General features: G+C 79.9%; 1 protein-coding gene. It reads right to left on the reverse strand.

The annotated features are described in order from the left end of the window. Positions 1-528 (reverse strand): glycosyl transferase family 1 (locus SSBG_RS12065; RefSeq protein ID WP_037869562.1); only part of this gene is annotated, 528 nt, incomplete at its 3' end. Positions 529-791: the final 263 nt, after the last annotated feature.

The raw sequence follows: 791 nt of genomic DNA on the forward strand, positions 1-791 counted from the left end.
GACGAGGCCGCGCCAGTGCGCCAGGAGGAGTTCGGTGGCGGCGCCGGGACGCAGTTCGCGCAGGTCGATGAGGCTGGTGCGGGCGGCGCGGCGCAGGGCGGCGGCGAGGGCGCGGGCGGCGGGGCCCGCGTGGGCGGCGTCCACGAGGACGTCGCCGAAGTCGGAGATCCCGCCGCCCAGCAGGACGAGCGCGGGCAGCGGGCCGGGGGCGCGCATGAGGGGCGCGGCGGCGACGAGGCGGTCGCCGCTGCGGACGACGAGGACGCGCAGGTCGCCGGGGGTGCCGTAGGACTGCCACCAGGAGGAGAGCCAGGCGTGGCTCTGGAAGGGGGTGGCGCTCGGGCAGGCGGCGGTGAGGCGGCGCCAGGCGGGGGCGAGGAGCGCGAAGGCCCCGGGCTCGGTGATCCATTCGGTGGTGCAGGGTGCCGGGTCGGCCTCGGTGCGGAGTCCGTCGCCGGGGCGGGGCGCGGCGCGGCCGGGGAGGGGGACGCGGTTCGCGCGGGCGAGGGTGTCGTGCTCGGTGCTCATCGGTGCGGGCTTCCCCCGGTGCTCTTCGTGCTCTTCGGAGTGGGTCATGGTGTGGGTGGAACGAGGCGGCGGGGCCTAAGGCGGCGGGGCGGCAGGCCCTCAGGTGGCGGGGTCCCCGGTCGCGGGACCGTCGCGGGGGGCGGGCGGCGGGCGCGGCGGCGCCCGCTCAGCTCGCGGTCTCGCTCGTGCGGGAGGCGTCGGCGCCCTTGCGTTCGGCCGGGGCCGGGACGGCGCCCGCCGGGAGGGGCGCGGGGTCGGGCAGG

The sequence above is a fragment of the Streptomyces sp. SPB074 genome (assembly GCF_000154905.1).
Lineage (GTDB): Bacteria > Actinomycetota > Actinomycetes > Streptomycetales > Streptomycetaceae > Streptomyces.